This is a genomic window from Serratia sp. MF1(2023) (genome assembly GCF_030954545.1).
Classification (GTDB): Bacteria; Pseudomonadota; Gammaproteobacteria; order Enterobacterales; family Enterobacteriaceae; genus Serratia; species Serratia sarumanii.
In genome coordinates this window covers 29,363-54,422 of record NZ_JAVHUX010000050.1, presented here as the reverse complement: position 1 = coordinate 54,422, position 25,060 = coordinate 29,363, and the positions used below count along the sequence as shown (strand labels likewise).

Annotated in this window: 24 protein-coding genes; 15 read left to right on the top strand and 9 right to left on the bottom strand. The window is 61.9% G+C overall.

The window, feature by feature from the left end; all coding sequences use genetic code 11:
* Nucleotide 1: 1 nt before the first annotated feature.
* The 9 genes from murD (at nucleotide 2) to lpxC (ending at nucleotide 10,417) form a co-directional block, all read left to right on the top strand.
* The gene (gene murD / locus REA38_RS24005) at nucleotides 2–1,321 is read left to right on the top strand and encodes a UDP-N-acetylmuramoyl-L-alanine--D-glutamate ligase (RefSeq protein ID WP_126171337.1); all 1,320 of its coding nucleotides are present in this window, start codon (nucleotides 2–4) and stop codon (nucleotides 1,319–1,321) included.
* The gene (gene ftsW, locus REA38_RS24000; RefSeq protein WP_047569331.1) at nucleotides 1,318–2,520 is read left to right on the top strand and encodes a cell division protein FtsW; all 1,203 of its coding nucleotides are present in this window, start codon (nucleotides 1,318–1,320) and stop codon (nucleotides 2,518–2,520) included. Before murD ends, ftsW begins: the two co-directional genes overlap by 4 nt.
* A gap of 3 nt (nucleotides 2,521–2,523) precedes the next feature.
* Nucleotides 2,524–3,588: an undecaprenyldiphospho-muramoylpentapeptide beta-N-acetylglucosaminyltransferase gene (murG, locus tag REA38_RS23995; RefSeq protein WP_004932773.1), complete on the top strand. Its 1,065-nt coding sequence runs from the start codon at nucleotides 2,524–2,526 to the stop codon at nucleotides 3,586–3,588.
* Nucleotides 3,589–3,672: 84 nt separating this feature from the next.
* The gene (gene murC, locus REA38_RS23990; RefSeq protein WP_025301571.1) at nucleotides 3,673–5,148 is read left to right on the top strand and encodes a UDP-N-acetylmuramate--L-alanine ligase; all 1,476 of its coding nucleotides are present in this window, start codon (nucleotides 3,673–3,675) and stop codon (nucleotides 5,146–5,148) included.
* Nucleotides 5,141–6,061, top strand: a complete 921-nt coding sequence (locus tag REA38_RS23985; RefSeq protein ID WP_033641257.1) for a D-alanine--D-alanine ligase — start codon at nucleotides 5,141–5,143, stop codon at nucleotides 6,059–6,061. Before murC ends, REA38_RS23985 begins: the two co-directional genes overlap by 8 nt.
* Before the next feature lies 1 nt (nucleotide 6,062).
* Nucleotides 6,063–6,914 carry a cell division protein FtsQ gene (gene ftsQ, locus REA38_RS23980; protein ID WP_033637108.1) on the top strand — a complete coding sequence of 284 codons (852 nt, stop codon included), beginning with the start codon at nucleotides 6,063–6,065 and terminating at the stop codon, nucleotides 6,912–6,914.
* Nucleotides 6,911–8,167: a cell division protein FtsA gene (ftsA, locus tag REA38_RS23975; RefSeq protein WP_004932758.1), complete on the top strand. Its 1,257-nt coding sequence runs from the start codon at nucleotides 6,911–6,913 to the stop codon at nucleotides 8,165–8,167. The genes ftsQ and ftsA overlap by 4 nt, the downstream gene beginning before the upstream one ends.
* A gap of 74 nt (nucleotides 8,168–8,241) precedes the next feature.
* Nucleotides 8,242–9,396: a cell division protein FtsZ gene (ftsZ, locus tag REA38_RS23970; protein ID WP_004932757.1), complete on the top strand. Its 1,155-nt coding sequence runs from the start codon at nucleotides 8,242–8,244 to the stop codon at nucleotides 9,394–9,396.
* A gap of 103 nt (nucleotides 9,397–9,499) precedes the next feature.
* Complete coding sequence (gene lpxC / locus REA38_RS23965; protein WP_025159644.1) at nucleotides 9,500–10,417, top strand: UDP-3-O-acyl-N-acetylglucosamine deacetylase; 918 nt, start codon at nucleotides 9,500–9,502, stop codon at nucleotides 10,415–10,417.
* 104 nt (nucleotides 10,418–10,521) lie between these two features.
* Here the strand turns inward: lpxC and REA38_RS23960 are convergent, their stop codons facing one another.
* Nucleotides 10,522–11,037 (bottom strand): DUF721 domain-containing protein, encoded by a 516-nt coding sequence (locus REA38_RS23960; RefSeq protein WP_308886755.1) that lies wholly within the window; start codon nucleotides 11,035–11,037, stop codon nucleotides 10,522–10,524.
* 26 nt (nucleotides 11,038–11,063) lie between these two features.
* On the opposite strand from REA38_RS23960, the gene secM reads away from it, so the two are divergent.
* The 3 genes from secM to mutT all read left to right on the top strand — a co-directional run bounded on the left by secM (nucleotide 11,064) and on the right by mutT (nucleotide 14,870).
* Nucleotides 11,064–11,594: a secA translation cis-regulator SecM gene (secM, locus tag REA38_RS23955; protein ID WP_033649205.1), complete on the top strand. Its 531-nt coding sequence runs from the start codon at nucleotides 11,064–11,066 to the stop codon at nucleotides 11,592–11,594.
* An 82-nt stretch (nucleotides 11,595–11,676) separates the two neighbouring features.
* Nucleotides 11,677–14,385, top strand: a complete 2,709-nt coding sequence (secA, locus tag REA38_RS23950) for a preprotein translocase subunit SecA (protein WP_043148141.1) — start codon at nucleotides 11,677–11,679, stop codon at nucleotides 14,383–14,385.
* A gap of 80 nt (nucleotides 14,386–14,465) precedes the next feature.
* Nucleotides 14,466–14,870 (top strand): 8-oxo-dGTP diphosphatase MutT, encoded by a 405-nt coding sequence (gene mutT, locus REA38_RS23945; protein WP_033652916.1) that lies wholly within the window; start codon nucleotides 14,466–14,468, stop codon nucleotides 14,868–14,870.
* Between the two features lie 39 nt (nucleotides 14,871–14,909).
* Here the strand turns inward: mutT and yacG are convergent, their stop codons facing one another.
* The 3 genes from yacG to coaE are packed head-to-tail and all read right to left on the bottom strand — an operon-like array spanning nucleotide 14,910 to nucleotide 16,525.
* Nucleotides 14,910–15,101: a DNA gyrase inhibitor YacG gene (gene yacG, locus REA38_RS23940; protein WP_004932737.1), complete on the bottom strand. Its 192-nt coding sequence runs from the start codon at nucleotides 15,099–15,101 to the stop codon at nucleotides 14,910–14,912.
* A 51-nt stretch (nucleotides 15,102–15,152) separates the two neighbouring features.
* The gene (zapD, locus tag REA38_RS23935; protein WP_039568833.1) at nucleotides 15,153–15,905 is read right to left on the bottom strand and encodes a cell division protein ZapD; all 753 of its coding nucleotides are present in this window, start codon (nucleotides 15,903–15,905) and stop codon (nucleotides 15,153–15,155) included.
* A gap of 5 nt (nucleotides 15,906–15,910) precedes the next feature.
* On the bottom strand, nucleotides 15,911–16,525 hold the full coding sequence (gene coaE / locus REA38_RS23930) for a dephospho-CoA kinase (protein ID WP_033637119.1): 615 nt from the start codon (nucleotides 16,523–16,525) through the stop codon (nucleotides 15,911–15,913).
* 362 nt (nucleotides 16,526–16,887) lie between these two features.
* Here coaE and REA38_RS23925 point away from each other — a divergent pair, with 362 nt between their 5' ends.
* On the top strand, nucleotides 16,888–17,931 hold the full coding sequence (locus REA38_RS23925; protein ID WP_015376656.1) for a GMP reductase: 1,044 nt from the start codon (nucleotides 16,888–16,890) through the stop codon (nucleotides 17,929–17,931).
* Nucleotides 17,932–17,983: 52 nt separating this feature from the next.
* Here the strand turns inward: REA38_RS23925 and hofC are convergent, their stop codons facing one another.
* The 4 genes from hofC to nadC all read right to left on the bottom strand — a co-directional run bounded on the left by hofC (nucleotide 17,984) and on the right by nadC (nucleotide 22,145).
* Nucleotides 17,984–19,183 (bottom strand): protein transport protein HofC, encoded by a 1,200-nt coding sequence (hofC, locus tag REA38_RS23920; protein WP_043148138.1) that lies wholly within the window; start codon nucleotides 19,181–19,183, stop codon nucleotides 17,984–17,986.
* A complete protein-coding gene (gene gspE / locus REA38_RS23915; protein ID WP_308886752.1) occupies nucleotides 19,180–20,622 on the bottom strand; it encodes a type II secretion system protein GspE in 1,443 nt (480 codons plus the stop codon). Before gspE ends, hofC begins: the two co-directional genes overlap by 4 nt.
* A 5-nt stretch (nucleotides 20,623–20,627) precedes the next feature.
* Nucleotides 20,628–21,065 (bottom strand): prepilin peptidase-dependent pilin, encoded by a 438-nt coding sequence (gene ppdD / locus REA38_RS23910; RefSeq protein ID WP_308886751.1) that lies wholly within the window; start codon nucleotides 21,063–21,065, stop codon nucleotides 20,628–20,630.
* Nucleotides 21,066–21,254: 189 nt separating this feature from the next.
* On the bottom strand, nucleotides 21,255–22,145 hold the full coding sequence (gene nadC, locus REA38_RS23905) for a carboxylating nicotinate-nucleotide diphosphorylase (protein ID WP_019455086.1): 891 nt from the start codon (nucleotides 22,143–22,145) through the stop codon (nucleotides 21,255–21,257).
* An 84-nt stretch (nucleotides 22,146–22,229) separates the two neighbouring features.
* Between nadC and ampD the strand changes: the two genes are divergently transcribed.
* Together ampD and ampE are read left to right on the top strand one after the other, a co-directional pair.
* A complete protein-coding gene (gene ampD / locus REA38_RS23900; protein WP_033649217.1) occupies nucleotides 22,230–22,826 on the top strand; it encodes a 1,6-anhydro-N-acetylmuramyl-L-alanine amidase AmpD in 597 nt (198 codons plus the stop codon).
* On the top strand, nucleotides 22,826–23,680 hold the full coding sequence (gene ampE, locus REA38_RS23895; RefSeq protein ID WP_025301586.1) for a beta-lactamase regulator AmpE: 855 nt from the start codon (nucleotides 22,826–22,828) through the stop codon (nucleotides 23,678–23,680). Before ampD ends, ampE begins: the two co-directional genes overlap by 1 nt.
* Nucleotides 23,681–23,740: 60 nt before the next feature.
* Here the strand turns inward: ampE and hemL are convergent, their stop codons facing one another.
* Nucleotides 23,741–25,030 (bottom strand): glutamate-1-semialdehyde 2,1-aminomutase, encoded by a 1,290-nt coding sequence (hemL, locus tag REA38_RS23890; protein WP_110157310.1) that lies wholly within the window; start codon nucleotides 25,028–25,030, stop codon nucleotides 23,741–23,743.
* Nucleotides 25,031–25,060 lie beyond the last annotated feature (30 nt).

Sequence of the window (25,060 nt, the reverse complement as noted above, 5' to 3'; positions counted from 1 at the left end):
CATGGCAGACTATCAGGGTAGAAAAGTCGTCATCATCGGATTGGGCCTCACCGGCCTGTCCTGTGTCGATTTCTTCATGGCGCGCGGCGTAACGCCGCGCGTGATGGATACCCGTATCGCGCCGCCAGGGTTGGACAAACTGCCTGAAAGCGTGGAGCGCCATCTGGGCGATCTGAATCAGGATTGGCTGTTGGCGGCGGATCTGATCGTCGCCAGCCCGGGCGTCGCGCTGGCGACCCCGGCATTGAGCGCCGCGGCGGACGCCGGCGTGGAAATCGTCGGCGACGTCGAACTGTTCTGCCGTGAAGCGCAGGCGCCGATCGTGGCGATCACCGGCTCCAACGGCAAAAGCACCGTCACCACCCTGGTGGGCGAGATGGCGAAAGCCGCCGGTTGGGCGGTGGGCGTGGGCGGCAATATCGGCCTGCCGGCGCTGAGCCTGCTGCGCCAGGAGTGCCAGCTTTACGTGCTGGAGTTGTCCAGCTTCCAGCTGGAAACGACGTATAGCCTGCGGGCGGCGGCGGCGACCATCCTGAACGTGACCGAAGATCATATGGATCGCTATCCGTTCGGCCTGCAGCAGTATCGCGGCGCCAAGCTGCGCGTGTATGAAAACGCCGCGGTGTGCGTGGTGAACGCCGACGACGCGCTGACCATGCCGGTGCGCGGCGCCGACGAGCGCTGCGTCAGCTTCGGCGCCGACGTGGGCGACTATCACCTGAACCGTCAGCAGGGGGAAACCTGGCTGCGGGTGCGCGGTGAGAAAGTGCTGAATACGCGCGAGATGAAACTGACCGGCCGCCACAATTACACCAACGCCCTGGCGGCGCTGGCGTTGGCGGATGCGGTCAATATTCCGCGCGCGTCCAGCCTGAAGGCGCTGACCACCTTCACCGGCCTGGCGCACCGCTTCCAGCTGGCCTGGGAGAACAACGGCGTGCGTTGGATCAACGATTCCAAAGCCACCAACGTCGGCAGCACCGAAGCGGCGCTGAACGGCCTGCAGGTAGACGGCACGTTGCATCTGCTGCTGGGCGGTGACGGCAAGTCCGCCGATTTCTCGCCGCTGGCGCGCTATCTGCAGGGCGACAACGTGCGTCTGTACTGCTTTGGCCGCGACGGCGCCCAGCTGGCACAGCTGCGGCCGGACGTGGCGACGTTGACCGAGACCATGGAGCAGGCGATGCGCACCATCGCCGGCCGCGTACAGCCCGGCGATATGGTGTTGCTGTCACCGGCCTGCGCCAGCCTCGATCAGTTCCGTAATTTTGAAGTGCGCGGCGATGAGTTCGCCCGCCTGGCGCAGGAGCTTGGCGGATGAAACTACGCTTGCCGAACTTCGGGCTGACAGAACGGATGAAAGACTGGGTGACCGGCGCGCGCGACAACGATGCGGTCAACATGGTGCTGTACGATCGCACCCTGCTGTGGCTGACCTTCGGGTTGGCATTCATCGGCTTCGTGATGGTGACCTCGGCGTCGATGCCGATCGGCCAACGTCTGGCGGACGATCCGTTCCTGTTCGCCAAACGTGACGCGCTGTACCTCGGCTTGGCGTTCGGTCTGTCGCTGGTGACGCTGCGTATCCCGATGGAAGTTTGGCAGCGTTACAGCAACGTGATGCTGCTGATGTCGATCGTGATGCTGCTGATCGTGCTGGTGGTGGGGAGCTCGGTAAACGGGGCCTCGCGCTGGATCGCGCTCGGCCCGCTGCGTATTCAGCCGGCGGAGCTGTCCAAGCTGTCGCTGTTCTGCTACCTGGCGAGCTATCTGGTGCGCAAGGTGGAAGAGGTGCGCAGCAACTTCTGGGGCTTCTGCAAGCCGATGGGCGTGATGGTGGTGCTGGCGGTGCTGCTGCTGGCGCAGCCGGACCTCGGTACCGTGGTGGTGCTGTTCATCACCACGCTGGCGATGCTGTTCCTGGCCGGCGCGAAAATGTGGCAATTCCTGGCGATCATCGGCTCCGGCGTGTTCGCCGTGGTGCTGCTGATCATCGCGGAACCGTACCGTATGCGCCGCGTGACCTCGTTCTGGAACCCGTGGGCCGACCCGTTCGGCAGCGGCTACCAGCTGACCCAGTCGCTGATGGCGTTTGGCCGCGGCGAGTTCTGGGGGCAGGGGCTCGGCAACTCGGTGCAGAAACTCGAGTATTTGCCGGAAGCGCACACCGACTTCATCTTCTCCATTTTGGGTGAAGAACTGGGCTATATCGGTGTGGTTTTAGCCCTGTTAATGGTATTCTTCGTCGCTTTTCGCGCGATGTCCATTGGGCGCCGCGCGCTGGAGATCGACCAACGCTTCTCCGGCTTCCTGGCCTGCGCGATCGGCGTATGGTTCAGCTTCCAGGCGCTGGTTAACGTCGGCGCCGCGGCGGGCATGCTGCCGACCAAAGGTCTGACGCTGCCGCTGATCAGTTACGGCGGTTCAAGTTTGCTGATTATGTCGACGGCCATCGTGCTGTTGCTGCGAATTGATTATGAAACGCGCCTGACCAAGGCTCAGGCGTTTGTGAAGAGGTAAGGGATGAGCGGGAAACCTAAGCGTTTAATGGTGATGGCAGGCGGTACAGGCGGGCACGTGTTCCCGGGGCTGGCGGTCGCGCATCATCTGATGGCGCAGGGCTGGCAGGTGCGCTGGCTCGGAACCGCAGACCGAATGGAAGCCGATCTGGTGCCGAAGCACGGGATCGAGATTGATTTTATCCGCATCTCCGGCCTGCGCGGCAAAGGCCTGAAGGCCCAGCTGACTGCGCCGCTGCGGATCTGGCAGGCGGTGCGCCAGGCGAAAGCCATCATGCGCAGCTATCAGCCGGATGTTGTGCTGGGGATGGGCGGTTACGTTTCCGGCCCCGGCGGCCTGGCGGCCTGGCAGTGCGGCATCCCGGTGGTGCTGCACGAGCAGAACGGCATCGCCGGCTTGACCAACCGCTGGCTGGCGCGCATCGCCGCCAAAGTGATGCAGGCCTTCCCCGGCGCGTTCCCGAACGCCGAGGTGGTGGGCAACCCGGTGCGCACCGACGTGTTGGCGCTGCCGCTGCCGGCGGAGCGGTTGCAGGGGCGCGAAGGCCCGATCCGCGTGCTGGTGATTGGCGGAAGTCAGGGCGCGCGCGTGCTGAATCAGACAGTTCCTGAAGTCGCGGCGCGTTTGGGCGATAGAATTACGCTCTGGCATCAGGTTGGCAAGGGCGCGCTGGAAACGGTGCTGCGCGACTACGAAAGGGTAGGGCAGACGCAGCACAAGGTGACCGAGTTCATCGACGACATGGCCGCCGCCTACGCCTGGGCCGACGTGGTGGTCTGCCGCTCCGGCGCGTTGACCGTCAGCGAAATCGCGGCGGCGGGGCTGCCGGCGATCTTCGTGCCGTTCATGCATAAGGATCGTCAGCAGTACTGGAACGCGCGCCCGCTGGAAGAAGCCGGCGCGGCGAAGATTATCGAACAGCCGCAGTTCAACGCCGATGTGGTGGCCGAACTGCTGGCGAGCTGGGATCGCAAGACGCTGCTGGCCATGGCCGAGAAAGCGCGCGCGGTCGCCATTCCGGACGCCACCGAGCGCGTGGCGGCGGAGCTGGTGCGGCTCGCCAAGTAACGAGTGCAGGGGTTCGGTGCGCCGAACCTGAATAAAAGCAATGTGATGTAGGGCCGGGGTACCGGATCCGGATTAGAGAGAGTGATGAATACACAACAACTGGCGAAACTACGTACTATCGTGCCCGAGATGCGTCGCGTCCGGCACATTCACTTTGTCGGCATCGGTGGTGCCGGCATGGGTGGTATCGCCGAAGTGTTGGCAAACGAAGGGTATCAGATCAGCGGCTCCGACCTGGCGCCGAATCCGGTCACCCAACAGTTGAGCGCGCTCGGGGCGACGATTTACTTCAATCACCGTCCGGAAAACGTGCTGGATGCGAGCGTGGTGGTGGTGTCTACCGCCATCTCCGCCGACAACCCGGAGATCGTCGCCGCCCGTGAAGCGCGCATCCCGGTGATCCGCCGCGCAGAGATGCTGGCGGAGCTGATGCGTTTTCGCCACGGCATCGCTATCGCCGGCACGCACGGCAAAACCACCACCACGGCGATGGTCTCGAGCATTTACGCCGAAGCCCGCCTGGACCCGACCTTTGTCAACGGCGGGCTGGTGAAGGCGGCGGGCACCCACGCGCGTCTGGGGTCCAGCCGTTATCTGATCGCGGAAGCGGATGAGAGCGATGCGTCGTTCCTGCATCTGCAGCCGATGGTGGCCGTGGTCACCAACATCGAAGCCGACCACATGGACACCTACCAGGGCGACTTCGAGAACCTGAAGCAGACGTTTATCAATTTCTTGCACAACTTGCCGTTCTACGGCCGCGCGGTGATGTGCATCGACGATCCGGTAGTGCGCGAGCTGTTGCCGCGCGTGGGTCGCCACATCACCACCTATGGCTTCAGTGAAGATGCCGATGTGCGCATCGAAGACTACCGGCAGATTGGGCCGCAGGGGCACTTTACCCTGAGCCGTCAGGACAAGCCGTTGCTGACGGTGACGCTGAACGCGCCGGGCCGCCACAATGCGTTGAACGCCGCAGCGGCGGTAGCGGTAGCGACCGAAGAAGGCATCGACGACGAAGATATCCTGCGCGCGCTGGCGGGCTTCCAGGGCACCGGGCGCCGCTTCGATTTCCTCGGCGAGTTCCCGCTGGAGCCGGTCAACGGCAAAGCGGGCAGCGCGATGCTGGTGGACGACTACGGCCACCATCCGACCGAAGTGGACGCCACGCTGAAAGCGGCGCGCGCCGGCTGGCCGGACAAGCGTCTGGTGATGATCTTCCAGCCGCACCGTTATACGCGCACCCGCGATCTGTACGACGATTTCGCCAACGTGCTGTCGCAGGTGGATGTGCTGCTGATGCTCGACGTGTACGCCGCCGGCGAAGCGCCGATCCCGGGCGCGGACAGCCGTTCGCTGTGCCGCACCATCCGCAGCCGCGGCAAGCTGGATCCGATCCTGGTTTCCGATGCCGATACCGTGCCGGAAACCCTGGCGCAGCTGCTGCAGGATGAGGACCTGGTGCTGGTGCAAGGCGCCGGCAACGTGGGCAAAATCGCCCGTAAACTGGCCGAGCTGAAGCTGCAGCCGCCGAAGAAAGAGGAGGAGCACCATGGCTGATAAAGTTGCAGTTCTGCTGGGCGGCACCTCCGCTGAACGTGACGTTTCCCTGCAATCCGGCGCCGCGGTGCTGGCCGGGTTGCGCGAAGCCGGTATCGATGCGCACGGCGTCGATACCCGCGATTTCCCGGTGACCCAGCTGAAAGAGCAGGGGTTCACCAAAGTGTTTATCGCGCTGCATGGCCGCGGCGGCGAGGACGGCACCCTGCAGGGGCTGCTGGAGTTCCTCGAGCTGCCTTATACCGGCAGCGGCGTGATGGCCTCGGCGCTGACCATGGACAAATGGCGCACCAAGATGGTGTGGCAGTCGATGGGCTTGCCGGTGGCGCCTTACGTGGCGCTGAATCGCCAGCTGTATCTCGGCGCTGAAAAAGCGGCGCTGCTGGCGCGCGTGGCGGATCTCGGCCTGCCGCTGATCGTCAAGCCGAGCCGAGAAGGCTCCAGCGTCGGCATGAGCAAGGTCACCGAGAGCGCCGCGTTGGAAGCCGCGCTGGAAGAGGCCTTCCGTCATGACGACGATGTGCTGGTGGAGAAGTGGCTGAGCGGCCCGGAATACACCGTAGCGATGCTGGGCGACCAGGTGCTGCCGTCGATCCGCATCCAGCCGGCCGGCGTGTTTTACGACTACCAGGCCAAGTACATTTCGGATGACACGCAGTACTTCTGCCCGAGCGGTTTGAGCGCCGAGCAGGAAGCCGAGATGGCGGCGTTGGCGCTGCGCGCCTATCGCGGCCTGGACTGCAGCGGCTGGGGCCGCGTCGACGTGATGCAAGACAGCGATGGCAGCTTCTATCTGCTTGAGGTGAACACCTCTCCGGGCATGACCAGTCATAGCCTGGTGCCGATGGCGGCGCGCCAGTTTGGATTAAGCTTCTCGCAGTTGGTGGCGAGAATTTTGGAGTTGGCCGACTGATATGTCGCAAGCTGCCCTGAATGCGCGCGATCGCGAGGTCGATAACGGCCCGCGCCGCAGCAATGGAACCCAGTTGGCGGGAATGATTTTCCTGCTGATGGTGTTGGGAACGGTCGTGTGGAGCGGTTGGGCGGTGCTTGGCTGGATGAAAGACGCCAGTCGCCTGCCGCTCTCAAGGCTGGTGGTGACCGGCGAACGCCACTACACCACCAACGATGATATTCGTCAGGCGATCCTGGCGCTGGGCGCGCCCGGCACCTTTATGACGCAGGATGTGGACGTCATCCAGCAGCAGATCGAGCGTCTGCCGTGGATCAAGCAGGCCAGCGTGCGCAAACAATGGCCGGATGAGCTGAAGATCCATCTGGTGGAGTACGTCCCGGTGGCGCGCTGGAACGATTTGCACATGGTGGACGCCGAGGGCAAAGCGTTCAGCGTGCCGGCGGAGCGGGCGGGCAAACAGAAGTTGCCGCTGCTCTACGGGCCGGAAGGGAGCGAGCAGGATGTGCTGGAAGGCTATCGGGCGATGAGCGCTTCGTTGGCGGCCAGCAAATATACGCTGAAAATGGCGGCGATGACCGCGCGCCATTCCTGGCAGCTGGCGCTGGACAACGATGTCCGGCTTGAGCTGGGGCGCGATGATCGCAACGGGCGTTTGCAGCGGTTTATCGAGCTTTACCCGGTATTGCAGCAGCAGGGCCAGGCGGAGAGCAAGCGTGTCAGCTATGTCGATCTGCGCTACGAGTCCGGCGCTTCGGTAGGGTGGGCTCCGGTGTTGGTCGATCCGCAGGCGCTTGGCGGTCAGCAAAACAGTAATCAGCAACAGAATCAGGCACAGGCAAAACAACAATGATCAAGTCGACGGACAGAAAACTGGTAGTTGGACTGGAGATCGGTACTGCAAAAGTCTCCGCGTTGGTAGGGGAAGTTCTGCCCGATGGCATGGTCAACATTATCGGGGTGGGCAGCTGCCCGTCTCGCGGTATGGATAAGGGTGGCGTAAACGACCTGGAGTCGGTGGTGAAGTGCGTACAGCGCGCCATCGATCAGGCCGAGCTGATGGCGGACTGCCAGATTTCCTCGGTGTATCTGGCGCTGTCGGGCAAACACATCAGCTGCCAGAACGAAATCGGCATGGTGCCGATCTCGGAAGAGGAAGTGACGCAGGACGACGTGGAGAACGTGGTGCACACCGCCAAATCGGTGCGCGTGCGCGACGAACACCGCATTCTGCACGTGATTCCTCAGGAATACGCCATCGATTATCAGGAAGGCATCAAAAACCCGGTTGGGCTGTCCGGCGTGCGTATGCAGGCCAAGGTGCATCTGATTACCTGCCATAACGATATGGCGAAGAACATCGTCAAGGCCGTGGAACGTTGCGGCCTGAAAGTTGACCAACTTATTTTCGCCGGTCTGGCCGCGAGCTACGCGGTGCTGACCGAAGATGAACGCGAACTCGGCGTTTGCGTGGTGGATATCGGCGGCGGCACCATGGATATGGCGGTGTACACCGGCGGTGCGCTGCGCCACACCAAAGTGATCCCTTATGCCGGGAACGTGGTCACCAGCGATATCGCCTACGCCTTCGGCACGCCGCCGACCGACGCGGAAGCGATTAAAGTTCGACACGGCTGTGCGCTTGGGTCGATTGTTAGCAAGGATGAGAATGTAGAGGTGCCTAGCGTCGGGGGACGTCCTCCGCGCAGTCTGCAAAGACAGACGCTGGCTGAAGTCATTGAGCCACGCTACACCGAACTGTTGAATCTGGTTAACGATGAAATTTTGCAATTGCAGGAGCAACTGCGTCAGCAAGGGGTGAAGCATCATCTGGCGGCAGGTATCGTGCTGACCGGTGGCGCCGCCCAGATTGATGGCCTGGCAGCCTGTGCGCAACGGGTGTTCCACACTCAGGTACGCATCGGCCAACCCTTGAACATCACGGGTCTGACGGATTATGCGCAGGAGCCTTACTACTCGACGGCGGTAGGTCTGCTGCACTATGGAAAAGAGTCTCACCTGAGCGGTGAGACGGAAGTAGAAAAACGCGCCTCGGTGGGCAATTGGTTTAAACGCATCAATAGCTGGCTGAGAAAAGAGTTTTAATGTTTCAACAAAGAGATCATGCTGAGTAATCTTTTTATGATCTCGCAGCGACAGGCACAAAACGGAGAGAAACTATGTTTGAACCAATGGAACTAACCAATGACGCGGTGATTAAAGTCATCGGCGTCGGCGGCGGCGGTGGCAACGCCGTTGAACACATGGTGCGCGAGCGCATCGAAGGTGTTGAATTCTTCGCTGTGAACACGGACGCCCAGGCGCTCCGCAAAACGGCGGTTGGCCAAACCATCCAGATCGGTAGCGGTATTACCAAAGGTCTGGGTGCGGGCGCGAACCCGGAAGTGGGTCGCAATTCAGCGGAAGAAGACCGCGAAGCCCTGCGCGCAGCGCTGGACGGCGCAGACATGGTCTTCATCGCGGCCGGCATGGGTGGCGGTACCGGTACCGGTGCGGCGCCAGTGGTGGCTGAAGTGGCTAAAGATTTGGGTATTCTGACCGTGGCCGTGGTGACCAAGCCTTTCAACTTCGAAGGCAAGAAGCGCATGGCATTCGCGGAGCAGGGTATCGCTGAGCTGTCCAAACACGTGGACTCGCTGATCACCATCCCGAACGACAAATTGCTGAAAGTTCTGGGGCGCGGCATCTCTCTGCTGGACGCCTTCGGCGCGGCCAACGACGTGCTGAAAGGCGCGGTGCAGGGTATCGCCGAGCTGATCACCCGTCCGGGCCTGATGAACGTCGACTTCGCCGACGTGCGCACCGTGATGTCCGAAATGGGCTACGCGATGATGGGTTCCGGCGTGGCTTGCGGTGAAGACCGTGCCGAAGAAGCGGCCGAAATGGCGATCTCCAGCCCACTGCTGGAAGACATCGACCTGTCCGGCGCGCGCGGCGTGCTGGTCAACATTACCGCCGGCTTCGACCTGCGTCTGGATGAGTTCGAAACCGTGGGTAACACCATCCGTGCGTTCGCTTCCGACAACGCGACCGTGGTTATCGGTACCTCGCTGGATCCGGAAATGAACGACGAACTGCGCGTTACCGTGGTTGCAACCGGTATCGGTATGGACAAACGTCCTGAAATCACCCTGGTGACCAATAAACAGGCCAGCCAGCCGGTGATGGATCACCGTTATCAGCAGCACGGCATGTCGCCTCTGCCGCAGGAAGTGAAACCTGCCGCCAAGGTGGTCAACGACCAAGCTGCGCAACCGAATAAAGAGCCCGACTATCTTGATATTCCAGCCTTCCTGCGTAAACAGGCAGACTAAGAATATCCTGAGAATTTGGAATCTCCGCTCTTTGTGCTAAACTGTCCCGCCGGCCATGCTGTATGCTTGGCTGGTAGGATGGATAACATTGCGAGATAAAACGATGATCAAACAAAGGACATTAAAACGTATTGTTCAGGCGACTGGCGTCGGTTTGCATACCGGCAAGAAAGTCACGCTGACAATGCGCCCAGCGCCGGCTAATACCGGGGTCATCTATCGTCGCACTGACTTGAATCCACCGGTTGATTTTCCGGCTGATGCAAAATCCGTGCGTGATACCATGCTCTGTACTTGCCTGGTGAATGAGCATGACGTGCGTATTTCGACCGTTGAGCACCTCAACGCCGCGCTGGCTGGGTTGGGCATCGACAATATCGTTATCGAAGTCGACGCCGCTGAAATCCCAATCATGGACGGCAGCGCCAGTCCGTTCGTGTTCTTGCTGCTGGATGCCGGCATCGAAGAACTGAACTCGGCGAAGAAATTCCTGCGTCTGAAAGAGACCGTGCGTGTTGAAGATGGCGACAAATGGGCCGAGCTGTCCCCGCATAACGGGTTCCGCCTGGACTTCACCATCGACTTCAACCACCCGGCTATCGACGCCAGCTCTCAGCGCTATCGTCTTGATTTCTCGGCTGAGTCGTTCGTGCGTCAAATCAGCCGCGCGCGCACCTTCGGGTTCATGCGCGACATCGAATACCTGCAGTCCCGCGGCCTGGCCCTGGGCGGCAGCTTCGACTGCGCCATCGTGGTGGATGACTACCGCGTGCTGAACGAAGACGGCCTGCGTTTCGAAGACGAATTCGTACGTCACAAAATGCTGGACGCCATCGGCGACCTGTTCATGTGCGGCCACAACATCATTGGCGCGTTTACCGCGTACAAGTCTGGCCACGCGTTGAACAACAAACTGCTGCAGGCCGTGCTGGCTAAGCAGGAAGCGTGGGAATACGTGACCTTCCAGGACGAAGCCGAAATGCCATTGGCATTCAAGGCACCGTCTACCGTATTGGCGTAAGGTCTGAATTCCTCGCCCGCTGCGAATAACGGCAGGCGCATCCTCTGAGAGCCTGAGCATTCAGGCTCGTGATGCGGTCTGATGTTTTGCAGTTGTGTCGCTGATTACTTATCACGACTGGTTGTGTTGGTACCCTCTCCGGCCAATGCAGCCAGCCGTTCCAATATCTTGCGCAGTTTTTCCGGGCTACGGCTCGCCAATCCTCTCAGTTCTTCCGCACTTTCCAGACTCAAATGCCGCATCGGCACCGGTTTTTCCGGCGCTTTCTCTGTGTTTTGCACCTGGTGGCTGCCTTTCGCCATCAAGGCCGGATTAATCCTGATGTCGATCGACGACAATGATGGTAGAATTTGCGCTCGTAGTGCAGACAGCAAAGCGGGTTGTTCGTAGCGCAAGCGCATCATCCAACTGGCATTTGCCGTTTCGAGCACTAAAATACCCTGTCGGAAATTCGCGACGCGGCACCAGGGATGCAGGGGAGCGGGCAACAGGCCCTTCACTGCACGGTTAAGCTTGAGCAGCGCCACCGCGCGTTGCTGGACGTTATGCAGCGGCCCTTTGCTGCCGGCAGACGCGTCGTCGAACAGGACATCTAATAATTGTGGACGGCTATCGCGCATAATGGGCTCCGGCGGATTATAAACTCGTGATCGGTATTCTAAATCGTTGGCGACAATTTGGCAGACGTTATTTCTGGCCCCATCTCCTGTTAGGGATGGTTGCGGCCACGCTTGGCGCGTCTTCCAGTTTGTCCGGCGCCCCCGATCAGGCCGCACTGCCGAATACGTCGTCCAGCCTTAACCGGCAAAATGCGGCCAATGGCACCTTCAACAGCCTGGCCCTGCTGCAGGACGCGCACCGCCGTCCTACCTTCAGCGTAGATTATTGGCAGCAACATGCGCTGCGCACCGTCATTCGTCACCTCTCTTTCGCGCTGGCGCCGCAGGCGGTTTATGCGCGGGTGCAGGAGAGCGAAGCCGAAGCGGAACCCCCTTTGCAGGTGGCGCAACTGGCGCTGCTGTCCACACTCAACGCGCTGCTGACGCACGAGCCGAAGCCGCCGACCATCATTCGCCACACCCACCTTGAGGTGCTGCCAACGCTGGCACGGCACCAGACCGGCCTGTGGGTGGCGCAGGTACAGGGCATTCGCGCCGGGCCTGCCGCGCTCGTCTGACTCCGCCCTTCGGGCACAAAAACCATAAATAATAGCAAGTTGACTGCCGTATCAGGCCGTCATGACAGAGATATCAAACATCATGTTAGTGAAATTATTAACCAAAGTTTTTGGCAGCCGTAACGATCGTACCCTGCGCCGCATGCGCAAAGTGGTTGAGCAGATCAACCGCATGGAACCGGACATGGAAAAACTGTCCGATGATGAGCTGAAAGCGAAAACCAACGAATTCCGCGCGCGCCTGGAGAAGGGCGAATCGCTGGAAAGCCTGATCCCGGAAGCCTTCGCCGTGGTGCGTGAGGCGAGCAAACGCGTGTTCGGCATGCGTCACTTCGACGTGCAGCTGCTGGGCGGCATGGTGCTGAACGATCGCTGCATCGCCGAGATGCGCACCGGTGAAGGTAAAACCCTGACCGCCACGCTGCCGGCTTACCTGAACGCCCTGAGTGGCCGCGGCGTGCACGTCGTGACCGTCAACGACTATCTGGCGCAGCGTGACGCCGAAAACAACCGTCCGCTGTTCGAGTTCCTCGGCCTGAGCATCGGTATCAACCTGCCGGGCATGCCGGCGCCGGCCAAGCGTGAAGCTTACGCCGCCGACATCACCTACGGTACCAACAACGAATACGGCTTCGACTACCTGCGCGACAACATGGCGTTCAGCCCGGAAGAGCGCGTGCAGCGCAAACTGCACTATGCGCTGGTGGATGAGGTGGACTCCATCCTGATCGATGAAGCGCGTACGCCGCTGATCATCTCCGGCCCGGCCGAAGACAGCTCCGAGATGTACATCAAGGTCAACAAGCTGATCCCTAAACTGATCCGCCAGGAAAAAGAAGACTCCGACACCTTCAAGGGTGAAGGGCACTTCTCGGTGGATGAGAAGGCGCGCCAGGTTCACCTGACCGAACGCGGCCTGATCCTGATCGAAGAGATGCTGGTGGAAGCCGGCATCATGGATGAGGGCGAGTCGCTGTACTCGCCGACCAACATCATGCTGATGCACCACGTTACCGCCGCGCTGCGCGCCCACGTGCTGTTCACCCGCGACGTTGACTACATCGTGAAAGACGGCGAAGTGATCATCGTCGACGAACACACCGGCCGTACCATGCAGGGCCGCCGCTGGTCCGACGGCCTGCACCAGGCGGTGGAAGCCAAAGAAGGCGTGGAGATCCAGAACGAGAACCAGACGCTGGCTTCGATCACCTTCCAGAACTACTTCCGTCTGTACGAGAAGCTGGCGGGGATGACCGGTACCGCCGATACCGAAGCCTTCGAATTCAGCTCGATCTACAAGCTGGACACCATCGTGGTGCCAACCAACCGTCCGATGATCCGTAAGGACATGCCGGATCTGGTATACATGACCGAGAAAGAGAAGATCGGCGCCATCATCGAAGACATCCGCGAGCGTACCGCCAAAGGCCAGCCGGTGCTGGTGGGCACCATCTCGATCGAGAAATCCGAAGTGGTTTCCCGAGAACTGACCAAAGCGGGCATCGACCACAAGGTGCTGAACGCCAAGTTCCACGCCATGGAAGCGGATATCGTCGCCCAGGCCGGCCAGAGCGGCGCGGTGACCATCGCCACCAACATGGCGGGCCGTGGTACCGATATCGTGCTGGGCGGCAGCTGGCAGGCCGAAGTGGCGCTGCTGGAAGCGCCGACCGAAGAGCAGATCGAAGCCATCAAAGCCGCCTGGAAAGTGCGCCACGACGCGGTGTTGGCGGCGGGCGGCCTGCATATCATCGGCACCGAGCGCCATGAATCGCGCCGTATTGATAACCAGCTGCGCGGCCGTTCCGGTCGTCAGGGCGATGCCGGTTCATCCCGCTTCTACCTGTCAATGGAAGATGCCCTGATGCGTATCTTCGCTTCGGATCGCGTGTCCGGCATGATGCGTAAACTGGGTATGAAAGAAGGCGAAGCGATTGAGCATCCGTGGGTGACCAAGGCGATCGCCAACGCGCAGCGCAAGGTAGAGAGCCGCAACTTCGACATCCGTAAGCAGCTGCTGGAATACGACGACGTCGCCAACGATCAGCGCCGCGCCATCTACAGCCAGCGTAACGAATTGCTGGACGTGTCCGACGTGAGCGAAACCATCGCCAGCATCCGCGAGGACGTGTTCAAGAGCACCATCGACAACTACATCACGCCGCAGTCGCTGGAAGAAGAGTGGGACATTCAGGGGTTGGAAGAGCGCCTGAAGAACGACTTCGATCTGGAGATGCCGATCGCACAATGGCTGGACAAAGAGCCGGAGCTGCACGAAGAGACGCTGCGCGAACGCATTCTGGAGAACGCCAAAGAGCAGTACCAGCGTAAGGAAGACGTGGTCGGCAGCGAAATGATGCGCAACTTCGAGAAGGGCGTGATGCTGCAGACGCTGGACTCCCTGTGGAAAGAGCACCTGGCGGCGATGGACTACCTGCGTCAGGGTATCCACCTGCGCGGCTATGCGCAGAAGGATCCGAAGCAGGAGTACAAGCGTGAATCCTTCAACATGTTCGCCACCATGCTGGAATCGCTGAAATATGAAGTGATCAGTGTGCTGAGCAAGGTACAGGTGCGGATGCCGGAAGAGGTGGAAGCGCTGGAACAGCAGCGCCGTGAAGAGGCCGAACGCCTGGCGCAGCACCAACAGCTGAGCCACCACGACGAGAACGCGCTGGTGACTGAAGATCCGAACGCGCCGGCGACCGCCGAGCGTAAAGTGGGCCGCAACGATCCATGCCCATGCGGCTCCGGCAAGAAATACAAGCAGTGCCACGGCCGCCTGCAGTAATGCCGGCTGCGGTTAATCGATAATACCCAGGGGCTCAGCTTGCTGAGCCCCTGTTTTTTGACACCCATCAGGAGGGTGAGATGAAACATCTGAATATCGCCGTGGGCATCATCCGTAATGCGCAACGGGAGATCTTTATTACCCGCCGCGCCGCCGACGCGCACATGGCCGGGTTCTGGGAGTTTCCCGGCGGCAAGATCGAACAGGGTGAAACTCCGGAACAGGCGCTGAGCCGCGAGCTGCGGGAAGAGACCGGTATCGAAGCCGAACGTGCCGAGCTGCTGGAGGTGGTGGAGCATCGCTTCAGCGATCGCATCGTGACGCTGAATTTTTATCTGGTGGAGGCCTGGGCAGGCGAGCCGTTCGGCCGTGAAGGGCAACCGATGCGCTGGGTAAAACAGGCGGATCTGCGTGAAGACGAATTCCCGGAAGCCAACGTCGGCATCATCCGACTGCTGGTGGCGCAGGCGAACGCCGCGCAATGACAAGCGTGGCCTGGCGCCCGCCAGGCCAACCGTGGGCGATCAGCGATCGTCCATTTCACTCCAGTCTTCGCTTTCCGACAGATCGCTGTTGCTCGGAATGCGCTTCTCTTCATCGGCCCATTCGCCGAGATCGATCAGCTGGCAGCGCTTGCTGCAAAACGGCCGGAACGGGCTGACTTCACCCCAAACCACGCCGGTGCCACAGGTTGGGCATTTTACTACGGTCGTCATAACGGTTCCTTACGCCTTCTGTCAGTGCTGAGAAGGCTTTCTTTCAGAAGTTCAACAACAGGCCAGTTCGAACGTCAGGCGTTCAGGCACCACGCCATTTTCGCTGTCCAGCGGCAGGAAACGAATGGCATAGCGGGTCTTGTGGCCGGAAATCTGCGGATAAAGCTGCGGCGCCAGATGGAGGCGCAGGCGCAGCAGATCTGCCCCTTCGGCGTTGTCCTGGAAAAAGCCGTTCAGGCTGATTTGATTGCGGAACGGCCCGGACTGGCGGATCAGATCCAGCACCATGGTCAGCGCCTGGTTCAGCGGATCCAGCGACTGCAGCCAGGTGGCGACGTCGGCGTCGCGATCCTGCTGCGGCGCGTGCATCCACATGTGCAGGGTCGGCAGATCGAAGCTGCAGCAGCCGCCGGGAATGTTCAGCCGCTGGCGCACCAGGCCGATCAGCCGGTCTTCGCGCAACGCCTGACCGAGGCGCGGCGCCGCCATCAGCGCCGATGCGCGCGACTTCAACTGGCCGCGCAGCTGATCGATCAGCGCCATGTCCACGCCCGGCACATCGGCCCAGGCCAGTAGTTTTTGCTGCTGGCGCTCCAGCTCTTTGAGCAGTTCGGTGCGCACTTCGCCGCGTTCCAGCACGTCGAGCAAGTCGGAGACGGTGCGAAAGAAGGTGAGGGCGATGGCGGTTTCGCTCAGGGCGCGTTGGCCGTGCAGCTGTTGCAGCAGGAATTCGATGCGCAGCCAGGTGCGCATTTTTTCGTTCAGCGGGTGTTCAAAGAGAACGGTTGGGGAAACATCACTCATGCAGTTTAATCCTGTTGGGGCGCTGTTGCCGCCAGTTCAAGGTAGCGACGATGCAGTGCGGCGACCTGTGGCTCTATCCCCTGAGCGGCGCCGCTGTTGTCAATAATGTCATCCGCCACGGCGAGGCGCTGCCGGCGCGTGGCTTGGGCGGCGAGAATGCTTTGCGCCTGCTCACGGCTGACGCCGTCGCGCGCGATGGTGCGAGCCAGCTGGGTTTCGGCGTCGACGTCGATCACCAGCACCCGATCGGCGCGATCCTGCAGGCCGTTTTCCACCAGCAACGGCACCACCCACAGCGCGTACGGGCTGGCGGCCTGCGCCAGTTGGCGCTGGGTTTCACGGTGTATCAGCGGATGCAGCAGCTGGTTCAGCCAGGTTTTGTCATCGGGATGGCTGAAGATGCGCTGACGCAGCGCAGCACGGTTCAACGCGCCGTCCGGCAGCAACATTTCATTACCAAATCGTTCGGCGATCGCGGCCAAGGCAGGGGTGCCTGGCTCGACGACCTGACGGGCGATCACGTCGGCATCGACAAGGGTTGCGCCGTGGCGCGCAAAGGCGTTCGCGACGGTCGTCTTGCCGCTGCCTATGCCCCCGGTCAACGCAACAATGTAGGCCATGGTGTTAGGTGCATCCGATGTTCATAAAAAAATAATAGTCGAATCATAAAGCGATCGCGCAGAAGTGCAAGTCGGCAGGCGGCGCTTGCGCGTCGGCACCGTTCGGGCGGCGAGAAAAAGCGCAGCGGCACGGCAAAAATGAGCGGGCAATCACACTGCGATTATGCAGGTAAATTTGTCGGATTGTAGCGTAAATAAAGGCGAATTCGCAGTCTTGTTCGGCGATTATTAGCGCGTATTATAACGTCACTGGAACTGGCATTAATCTCGCCGCCGTCTTTTTGCGCCACTGGAAAGCCGTCGGGCAGAGATTCGAACATCCTCCTTGCGATCCGTCGCCATTAACCAGGAAATCATAAGTCATGCGTATTGAAGAAGATTTGAAGTTGGGCTTTAAAGACGTGTTGATCCGCCCTAAGCGCTCCACGCTGAAAAGCCGTTCCGAGGTTGAACTGGAACGTCAGTTTACCTTCAAGCATTCAGGTTGCAGCTGGTCCGGCGTGCCGATTATCGCCGCCAACATGGACACGGTGGGCACCTTCCGCATGGCCGAGGCCCTGGCTTCTTTCGACGTTCTCACCGCCGTACACAAACATTACAGCGTCGAGCAATGGGCTGACTTCGTGCAGCGCATGCCGGAATCGGTGCTGCGCCACGTGATGGTGTCCACCGGCACCTCCGAAGCCGACTTCGCCAAAATGCAGCAGATCCTGGCCCTGTCTCCGGCGCTGAAATTCATCTGCATCGACGTGGCCAACGGCTACTCTGAACACTTCGTCGCCTTCCTGCAGAAAGCGCGCGAAGCCTGCCCGAATCACGTGATCTGCGCCGGCAACGTAGTGACCGGCGAGATGGTGGAAGAGCTTATCCTCTCCGGCGCCGACATCGTTAAGGTTGGCATCGGCCCGGGCTCAGTCTGTACTACCCGCGTGAAGACCGGCGTGGGCTACCCGCAGCTGTCGGCGGTGATTGAATGCGCCGATGCTGCCCACGGGCTGGGCGGCCAAATCGTCAGCGACGGCGGCTGCTCGGTGCCGGGCGACGTCGCTAAAGCCTTCGGCGGCGGCGCTGACTTCGTGATGCTGGGCGGCATGCTGGCCGGCCACGACGAGTGTGAAGGCACCGTGGTGGAAGAGAACGGCGAAAAGTTCATGCTGTTCTACGGCATGAGCTCCGAATCGGCGATGAAGCGCCACGTCGGCGGCGTGGCGGAGTATCGCGCGGCCGAAGGTAAAACCGTCAAACTGCCGCTGCGCGGCGAGGTGGAGTTTACCGTGCGCGATATCCTTGGCGGCCTGCGCTCTGCTTGCACCTACGTTGGCGCCGAGCGCCTGAAAGAGCTGACCAAGCGCACCACCTTTATCCGCGTGGCGGAGCAGGAAAACCGCGTCTTCGGCAGCAAATAAGCCGCACCTTGCATTCGGGCGCAGCGCACCGCGGCGCCCGCTATCCTCTTTTTTATCCCAGCACGCTGCCCAGTTGAAAAATAGGCAGGTACATGGCGATCACCAAAGCACCGACGATCCCGCCCACCACCAGCATCAGCAGCGGCTCCAGCGTTTGCGCCAGCGTATCGGCCAGCTCGTGCGTCTGCCGTTCGTACCACTGCGCCAATTTATCCAGCAAGACGTCCAGCGAGCCCGATTCTTCGCCCACCCGCACCAGCTGCCGGCACAGCGGCGGAAACAGCGGTTGCAGGGCGAGGGCGTGATGAAACGCCTCGCCTTCGGCGAGCTGCCGCTGCACCTGCTCCAGCGCCTGCCGGTACAGCAGATGGTCAGCCGCCAGCGCCGCCGCGTTCAAGCCTTCCACCAGCGTCAGCCCCGCGCGTTGGGTCATGGTCAGAATACGAAACGTTTGGCTCAGCGCGCCGCCGCTCACCAGCCGGGCGATCAGCGGCAGGCGCAGCAAGGCGGCCTGCTCACGTCGGCGCCACGGCGGGCGCGGATGCAGCCAGCGGCAATAGCCGAACAGCAACGCGCCGAGCAGCAGCGCCAAATAGGGGCCAACGGCGATCAGCAGCGCGGACAACCCCAATAACCCTTGGGTAAACCAAGGCAGCGGCGCATCGAACGACTGATAAACCTTGGCGAATTCCGGCAGCACCATCACCAGCATCAGCACGCTGACCAGCAGCGCCACCGCACAGATGAAGAGGGGATAGCGCAGCGCTTTGGTCACTTTGCGGCGCAGCAGCAATTGGGCTTCCTGCTGCTGCGCCAGCTGCAGGCAGCAGCGATCGAGATTGCCGGTTAGCTCGCCGATGGCGATCAGTTGGCGATAGATAAGTGGAAAAACGCCTGGCTGCGCGGCAAGGGTTTCGGAGAGCGGCTGCCCTTCGCGCACCTGTTCTGCCAACTGGCGCAACAGGCAACGCCAGGCCGCCGAAGGGTGCTCTGCCGCCAGAAGCTGCAGTGTATTGACCAGCGGCAACCCGGCCTGCAGCAGGGTGGCGAGTTGGCGGGTGAAGTGGATCAAAGGTTCTCCGCGCCACTGGCCGGGCGTGACGCGTTTGCCGTGCCCGATCCGCCAGGGTTGCATACCTTGCTCAATCAGTAACCGGCTCACCTGCCGTTTTTCATCGCTCATCAGTTCGCCGCGGCGCAGGGCGCCCTGGGCGTCGAAAGCCTGCCAAAGAAACAGCCGGCGCGCTTTCATGGCGCGGTTACGCCGAGCTGGACGACGTCGATCACGCGGTACAGCTCTTCCAGCGAGGTCACGCCTTCGCTGACCAGCGTCAGCCCGGCCTGCAGCAGCGAAAACTGCCCCTGCTCGCGGGCGACATCCGCCAGCAGGCTGGGCGCGGCGTTCGCCAGCAACGCCGCCTGTATTTCCGGCGTAATGGGCAACAGTTCATACACGCCGATGCGCCCGTAGTAGCCGCCGAAGCAATGCTCGCAGCCGTCGGCGCGCCAGGCGGTCAGCGGTTCCGGCCAGACCGAGGCAGGAAAATGCGTGGGTTGGCTGTGTGGGTAGCGGCAGTGGCGACACAGCCTGCGCACCAGCCGCTGCGCGATGACCAGTTTCAGACAGCCGGCGAGCAGGTAGCCGGGGATACCCATGTGCATCAGGCGCGTCAGGGTTTCGCCGGTGGAGTTGGTATGCAGCGTCGACAGCACCAGGTGGCCGGTTTGCGCGGCCTTGACCGCGATCTCGGCGGTTTCCGCATCGCGGATCTCGCCGATCATGATGACATCCGGATCCTGGCGCAGCAGGGCGCGCAGCACCCGGGCGAAGCTCAGCTCGGTTTTGGCGTTGATCTGGGTTTGATTGACGCCGAACAGCGGGATCTCGACAGGATCTTCGACGCTGCACAGGTTGCTTTGCGCATCGTTCAACTGGCGCAGGCCGCTGTACAGCGTTACCGTCTTGCCGCTGCCGGTCGGGCCGGTCACCAGGATCAAACCTTGCGGGCAGGCCAGCGCCGCCGCGTAGCGCGCCAGGTCCGCTCGGCTCATGCCCAGTTGATCCAGCGGCAGCTCCTGCTGTTCGCCCTGCTGAACGCGCAGCACCACCTTTTCGCCGTGCAGCGTCGGCAGAGTGGCGATACGCATGGCATAGCGCGCGCCGTCCAGCGTCAGGCTGAGCTGCCCGTCCTGAGGCTGACGGCGCTCGGCGATATCCAACTGGCCGAGGATCTTCAGCCGGGCGATGAGGCGTGCGGTCAGCTGGGATGACGGCGAGGCGAGGGTTTGCAGCACGCCGTCGATGCGCAGGCGAATGCGAAAATGCTGCCGAAAGGGCTCGAAGTGGACGTCCGAGGCGCGACGCTGAATGGCCAGGCGCAGCGTCTGGTTGATGAACTGCACCACCGGCGCGTCGCCGTCGTCGGGGTAGGCGATGTCGGCGCTGTCTTCTGCGGCCGCCAGCGGCGCCGGTAGCGGTTCCTGGCGTTGGTTCAGCGCCTGCTCCAGCCTGGCCGCCGGCCATTGCTCCAGATGGATGCGCTTGCCGGTGGCGAAACGCAGCGCCGCCAGCAGCCCCTGCGGCGCTTCTTCGTTGAGCGCGATCGTCAGGGTGGTTGGATCTTCGTTCAGCGCCAGCGCCTGATAGCGCCGGCACAGGGCGTGAACTTCTTCGTTGATTTGCGCGTTCATCGCCGTTACTCCGCCGCGTTGTCGAAGCGGAAGACTTCCTGGCATACTTCAACCAGCGTTGCGTTTTCGCTGCTGCACAGCCGGCTCCAGCGGGTCAGCCCATCGGCGTTCGCTTTGGGGGTTAATGCCACCGCCAGCCCCTGCAGCGTTTGGGTGCCGGTCAGGGTGATCACGCCTTTGACGACTTTCACCCCGCTGACGTAACGCGACGTGCCGCCGGTGGGAATGCCTTTGCTGCTGGCTTCACAGCCGGTGGGGGCGCCTTCGTCCAGCACGCACAGCTCGACCGCCAGTTTGTACGGCGACATGGTTTGCAGCATGTCGGTCATCGCCGCTTTCTGGATGTAGCGCTGGTAGGCGGGAATGCCGATGGCGCTGAGGATGGCGATGATGGCGATCACCACCATCAGTTCTATCAGGGTAAAGCCGCGTTGCGTTTCCATGCGTTGTCTCCTCCATAAGGGTGTGGAAGGCAACGGTAGCGGTTTGTGTGGGGGCACGGCGAGGGGCTTTTGCGCGTTTCTCGGCGCGCTTCCATCAGTAATGACGTTGTTTGCAGCGGTGAATAAAAGGGTGCGAGGGGCTTCGCAATTTTACGGTAACGCCCCCGGCAGCGGCCGGGGGCGAGGGGATCATTTGAAGCGCATCGACAGATCGAGCGCGGTCACATGCTTGGTCAGCGCGCCGACCGAAATGTAATCCACGCCGGTCTCGGCGAAGGTGCGCAGCGTCTCACTGGTGACGTTGCCGGATACTTCCAGCTGGGCGCGGCCCTGGGTTTGGGCGACCGCCTGGCGCATCATCTCGACGCTGAAGTTGTCCAGCATGATGATGTCGGCGCCGGCGTCCAGCGCCTGCTGCAGTTCATCGAGCGATTCGACTTCCACTTCCACCGGCACGTCGGCGTGCAGCCAGAAGGCTTTTTCCACCGCGTTCTTGATAGAGCCGGAGGCGATGATGTGGTTTTCCTTGATCAGGAAGGCGTCGGACAGCCCCAGCCGGTGGTTGCTGCCACCCCCGCACAGCACGGCGTATTTCAGCGCGGTGCGCAGGCCGGGCAGGGTTTTGCGGGTATCAAGCAGGCGAGTCCGGGTGCCTTCCAGCAGAGCCACATAGCGGCTGACCTCGGTCGCCACGCCGGAGAGCGTCTGCACGAAGTTCAGCGCGGTGCGCTCGCCGGTCAGCATCACTCGTGCGGGGCCGCGCAGCCGGCAGAGCGGTTGGTTCGGCGTCAGACGGTCGCCGTCCGCCACCAGCCACTCCACCTGCACCTGGTTGCCCAATTGAATAAAGACCTCATTCAGCCAGCGGCGGCCGCAGAATACGCCGGCTTCGCGGGTGATGACGGTGGCTTCGGCCTGCTTGTCAGCCGGTAACAATTGCGCGGTAATATCGCGCCCGGCGTCGACTTCACCCCCCAGGTCTTCGCGCAGCGCCTGGGCGACGGCATAGGGAATATCACTTTCAATTCGTTCAAGAAGCTCGGTGCGGCGACTGTCGGCACTGTAGCGGCGTGTCGGCATGGAAAACTCCGAAATGGACGGTTAGATCGTAGGGGAACATGCTACTCTGTTGCAGGAATAAGTACCACCGCAGAGAGGTGTCTGATGCAGTTGGAAAATGGCTGGATTATCGGGGTGACGCGAGTGGTCTCGCCGCACTGCGATCGGCGCCCGGATGACGAGCCGCCGTCGCTGCTGGTCATCCACAACATCAGCCTGCCGCCCGGCGAGTTCGGCGGCCCCTATATCGACCAGCTGTTTACCGGCACGCTCGATCCCGCACAGCATCCCTATTTTGCCGAGATCCATCAGCTGCGGGTGTCGGCGCACTGCCTGATCCGCCGCGACGGGGAGATCGTGCAGTACGTGCCCTTCGACCAGCGCGCCTGGCACGCGGGCGTTTCCCTGTATCAGGGGCGCGACCGGTGCAACGATTTCTCCATCGGCATCGAGCTGGAAGGCACCGATCAGTTACCCTACACCGAGGCGCAATACCGCGCGCTGCAGGCGGTCACCGCGCTGCTGGCCGAACATTATCCGCCGCTGGCGGCCAATATCGCCGGGCATTGCGATATCGCCCCCGGCCGCAAGACCGATCCCGGGCCGGCGTTCGATTGGGATCGCTATCTGGCATCTCTGGAACAACGCGGCGCGCCCGCTGACGCTATGCTTGAGACAAGAAAAAGGGAGAGGAATCGCTAATGACGCTGTTTACGCTGTTGCTGGTTTTGGCCTGGGAGCGCCTGTTTAAGCTGGGAGAACACTGGCAGCTGGATCACCGTCTCGAAGTGGTGTTTCAGCGGCTGCATCGGGTTTCGCTGGCGCAGACGCTGGCGATGACCGCCGCCTGGATGGTGGTCGTCTGGGGCGTTCTGTGGCTGTCGCACGGGTTGTTCTTCGGCGTGGTGACGCTGCTGCTGTGGATCGTCATCGATCTGCTGTGCGTCGGCGCCGGCATCAAGCGCAAACACTACCGCGCCTATCTGAAAGCGGCGCGGCAGGGCGATACCCACGCCAGCGATCAGATGGCGGAAGAGCTGGCGTTGATCCACGGTTTGCCGGTGGACTGCAGCGAAGAGCTGCGCCTGCGCGAGCTGCAAAACGCGCTGCTGTGGATCAACTTCCGTTATTACCTGGCGCCGCTGTTCTGGTTCGTGGTCTTTGGGCCTTACGGGCCGATCGCGCTGGCGGGGTATGCCTTCCTGCGCGCCTATCAAACCTGGCTGGCGCGCCACAATACGCCGCTGGAGCGTTCGCAATCGGGCATCGATCACCTGCTGAACTGGCTGGACTGGATCCCGGTGCGCTTGGCCGGGGTGGCCTATGCGCTGTTCGGCCACGGCGAGCGGGCGCTGCCGGCCTGGTTCGCCTCGCTGGGGGATCGGCATTCATCGTCGTATCAGGTGCTGACGCGGCTGGCGCAGTTCTCGCTGGCGCGCGATCCGCATATGGATCCGGTGCAAACGCCGCGGGCGGCGGTGACGCTGGCGCGCAAGGTGACGATGATCATCGTGGTGGTGGTGGCGCTGTTGACCATTTACGGCACGCTGCTTTAAGTGGCAGCGAAAAGCAAAACGGGCGCCGAGGCGCCCGTTTTTTTGGTCATTCGGCCGGGATTACAGCTTGGCGAAGCAGCGACGCGCGGCGTCGATGGTGCGCTGAATGTCTTCCTTGCTGTGCGCCACGGACATGAAGCCCGCTTCGAAGGCGGACGGCGCCAGATACACCCCTTCCTCCAGCATCAGGTGGAAGAAGCGCTTGAAGCGTTCCACGTCGCACTGCATCACGTCCTGGTAGCAGGTGACCGCCGGCGCGTCGGTGAAGAACAGGCCGAACATGCCGCCGACGTTGTTGACCACCAGCGGGATATTCTCTTCCTGCGCCGCGTGCAGCAGGCCAGCGGCCAGCATCTCGGTCAGTTCGGTCAGCGTCTGGTGCACGCCCACCTGCGACACTTCGGTCAGGCAGGCATAGCCCGCCGCCATGGCGATCGGGTTGCCGGACAGGGTGCCCGCCTGGTAGACCGGGCCGGTCGGCGCCAGCGCGTCCATCACGTCGCGGCGGCCGCCGAAGGCGCCCACCGGCATGCCGCCGCCGATAATTTTGCCGAGGCAGGTCAGATCCGGCTCGATGCCGTAATAGGACTGTGCGCCGGCCAGCGCCACGCGGAAGCCGGTCATCACTTCATCGATGATCAAGAGCGCGCCGTACTTGTCGCACAGCGCGCGCAGGCCCGGCAGGAATTCCGGCAGCGGCGGCACGCAGTTCATGTTGCCGGCAACCGGCTCGACGATGATACAGGCGATCTCGGACGGGTACTGCTCGAAGGCGGCCCGCACCGAATCCAGGTCGTTATAGGTGCAGGTCAGGGTGTGCTTGGCGAAATCGGCCGGCACGCCCGGTGAGTTCGGCTGGCCGAGGGTCAGCGCGCCGGAACCGGCTTTCACCAGCAGGCAGTCGGCGTGGCCGTGGTAGCAGCCTTCGAACTTGATGATTTTGTCGCGGTTGGTGTAGCCGCGCGCCAGGCGGATGGCGCTCATGGTGGCTTCGGTGCCCGAGTTCACCATGCGCACCATATCCATCGTCGGCACCAGCTCAGTGACCAGCTGCGCCATTTTGACTTCCATCTCGGTCGGCGCGCCGAAGCTCAGGCCGCGCTGCGCCGCTTCGATCACCGCGTCGCGGATCGCCGGGTGGTTGTGTCCCAGCACCATCGGCCCCCAGGAACCGACATAGTCGATATAGGCCTTGCCGTCGGCATCGAACAGATAAGCCCCGTCTGCCCGCTCGATAAACAGCGGCACACCACCCACGCCGGTGAATGCACGCACCGGAGAGTTCACCCCGCCGGGGATCAACTGTTGCGCCTGGGCGTACAGACTTTCGGACTTGCTGTGTAGGCTCATAAATCGGCTCCTGGATTCTCTTTTGAATGA

Bases quoted from the DNA above. Each gene is read 5' to 3' on its own strand.
- murD (WP_126171337.1), top strand. From the start codon at position 2: ATGGCAGACTATCAGGGTAGAAAAGTCGTCATCATCGGATTGGGCCTC.
- ftsW (WP_047569331.1), top strand. From the start codon at position 1,318: ATGAAACTACGCTTGCCGAACTTCGGGCTGACAGAACGGATGAAAGAC.
- murG (WP_004932773.1), top strand. From the start codon at position 2,524: ATGAGCGGGAAACCTAAGCGTTTAATGGTGATGGCAGGCGGTACAGGC.
- murC (WP_025301571.1), top strand. From the start codon at position 3,673: ATGAATACACAACAACTGGCGAAACTACGTACTATCGTGCCCGAGATG.
- REA38_RS23985 (WP_033641257.1), top strand. From the start codon at position 5,141: ATGGCTGATAAAGTTGCAGTTCTGCTGGGCGGCACCTCCGCTGAACGT.
- ftsQ (WP_033637108.1), top strand. From the start codon at position 6,063: ATGTCGCAAGCTGCCCTGAATGCGCGCGATCGCGAGGTCGATAACGGC.
- ftsA (WP_004932758.1), top strand. From the start codon at position 6,911: ATGATCAAGTCGACGGACAGAAAACTGGTAGTTGGACTGGAGATCGGT.
- ftsZ (WP_004932757.1), top strand. From the start codon at position 8,242: ATGTTTGAACCAATGGAACTAACCAATGACGCGGTGATTAAAGTCATC.
- lpxC (WP_025159644.1), top strand. From the start codon at position 9,500: ATGATCAAACAAAGGACATTAAAACGTATTGTTCAGGCGACTGGCGTC.
- REA38_RS23960 (WP_308886755.1), bottom strand. From the start codon at position 11,037: ATGCGCGATAGCCGTCCACAATTATTAGATGTCCTGTTCGACGACGCG.
- secA (WP_043148141.1), top strand. From the start codon at position 11,677: ATGTTAGTGAAATTATTAACCAAAGTTTTTGGCAGCCGTAACGATCGT.
- mutT (WP_033652916.1), top strand. From the start codon at position 14,466: ATGAAACATCTGAATATCGCCGTGGGCATCATCCGTAATGCGCAACGG.
- yacG (WP_004932737.1), bottom strand. From the start codon at position 15,101: ATGACGACCGTAGTAAAATGCCCAACCTGTGGCACCGGCGTGGTTTGG.
- zapD (WP_039568833.1), bottom strand. From the start codon at position 15,905: ATGAGTGATGTTTCCCCAACCGTTCTCTTTGAACACCCGCTGAACGAA.
- coaE (WP_033637119.1), bottom strand. From the start codon at position 16,525: ATGGCCTACATTGTTGCGTTGACCGGGGGCATAGGCAGCGGCAAGACG.
- REA38_RS23925 (WP_015376656.1), top strand. From the start codon at position 16,888: ATGCGTATTGAAGAAGATTTGAAGTTGGGCTTTAAAGACGTGTTGATC.
- hofC (WP_043148138.1), bottom strand. From the start codon at position 19,183: ATGAAAGCGCGCCGGCTGTTTCTTTGGCAGGCTTTCGACGCCCAGGGC.
- gspE (WP_308886752.1), bottom strand. From the start codon at position 20,622: ATGAACGCGCAAATCAACGAAGAAGTTCACGCCCTGTGCCGGCGCTAT.
- ppdD (WP_308886751.1), bottom strand. From the start codon at position 21,065: ATGGAAACGCAACGCGGCTTTACCCTGATAGAACTGATGGTGGTGATC.
- nadC (WP_019455086.1), bottom strand. From the start codon at position 22,145: ATGCCGACACGCCGCTACAGTGCCGACAGTCGCCGCACCGAGCTTCTT.
- ampD (WP_033649217.1), top strand. From the start codon at position 22,230: ATGCAGTTGGAAAATGGCTGGATTATCGGGGTGACGCGAGTGGTCTCG.
- ampE (WP_025301586.1), top strand. From the start codon at position 22,826: ATGACGCTGTTTACGCTGTTGCTGGTTTTGGCCTGGGAGCGCCTGTTT.
- hemL (WP_110157310.1), bottom strand. From the start codon at position 25,030: ATGAGCCTACACAGCAAGTCCGAAAGTCTGTACGCCCAGGCGCAACAG.